Source organism: Bizionia saleffrena (assembly GCF_008086175.1).
Taxonomy (GTDB): Bacteria; Bacteroidota; Bacteroidia; order Flavobacteriales; family Flavobacteriaceae; genus Bizionia; species Bizionia saleffrena.
This window is the reverse complement of sequence record NZ_VSKM01000050.1, coordinates 1-1,146: the sequence shown is the minus strand read 5'-3', so window position 1 is coordinate 1,146 and position 1,146 is coordinate 1. Positions and strand designations below refer to the sequence as shown.

Sequence of the window (1,146 nt, the reverse complement as noted above, 5' to 3'; positions counted from 1 at the left end):
CAGCAGCACCAGCGACAGAATGTTGGGAAACAGCGACGTTTAATACAGAAAGTTGTACTTGGGAGGTAACAGGAGATCAAGCAACCGAGCCAACGACAGAATGTTATGAAACGGCAACGTTTAATAATGATACGTGTAGTTGGGTTGTAACAGGAACACAATCAGCAGCACCAAACACAGAATGTTATGAAACGGCAACGTTTAATAATGATACGTGTATTTGGGATGTAACAGGAGAACAATCAGCAGCACCAGCGACAGAATGTTGGGAAACAGCGACGTTTAATACAGAAAGTTGTACTTGGGAGGTAACAGGAGATCAAGCAACCGAGCCAACGACAGAATGTTGGGAAACAGCGACGTTTAATAATGATACTTGTAGTTGGGAGGTAACAGGAGATCAATCAGCAGCACCAGCGACAGAATGTTGGGAAACAGCGACGTTTAATAATGATACGTGTAGTTGGGTTGTAACAGGAACACAATCAGCAGCACCAGCGACAGAATGTTGGGAAACGGCGACGTTTAATAATGATACGTGTAGTTGGGATGTAACAGGAGAACAAGCAGCAGCACCAGCGACAGAATGTTATGAAACGGCAACGTTTAATAATGATACGTGTAGTTGGGTTGTAACAGGAGCACAAGCAACTGAGCCAACCACAGAATGTTATGAAACGGCAACGTTTAATGATACAACTTGTAGTTGGGATGTAACAGGAACACAATCAGCAGCACCAGCGACAGAATGTTGGGAAACGGCGACGTTTAATAATGATACGTGTCTTTGGGATGTAACAGGAACACAAGCAGCAGCACCAGCGACAGAATGTTATGAAACGGCGACGTTTAATAATGATACATGTAGTTGGGATGTAACAGGAGAACAAGCAGCAGCGCCAGCGACAGAATGTTATGAAACCGCAACGTTTAATGATGATACGTGTATTTGGGAGGTAACAGGAACACAAGAAGCAGCACCAACGACAGAATGTTATGAAACGGCAACGTTTAATAACGATACTTGCGAATGGGAGGTAACAGGAACACAACAATCAGAACCAATCACAGAATGTTATGAAACGGCAACGTTTAATAACGGTACTTGCGAATGGGTTGTAACAGGAACACAAGCAGCAGAACCAA

General features: G+C 43.6%; 1 protein-coding gene. It reads left to right on the top strand.

Annotated elements, in window-relative coordinates:
• A partial coding sequence (locus ES676_RS14565; RefSeq protein WP_148371051.1) for a BspA family leucine-rich repeat surface protein occupies window positions 1-1,146 on the top strand: 1,146 nt, incomplete at both ends.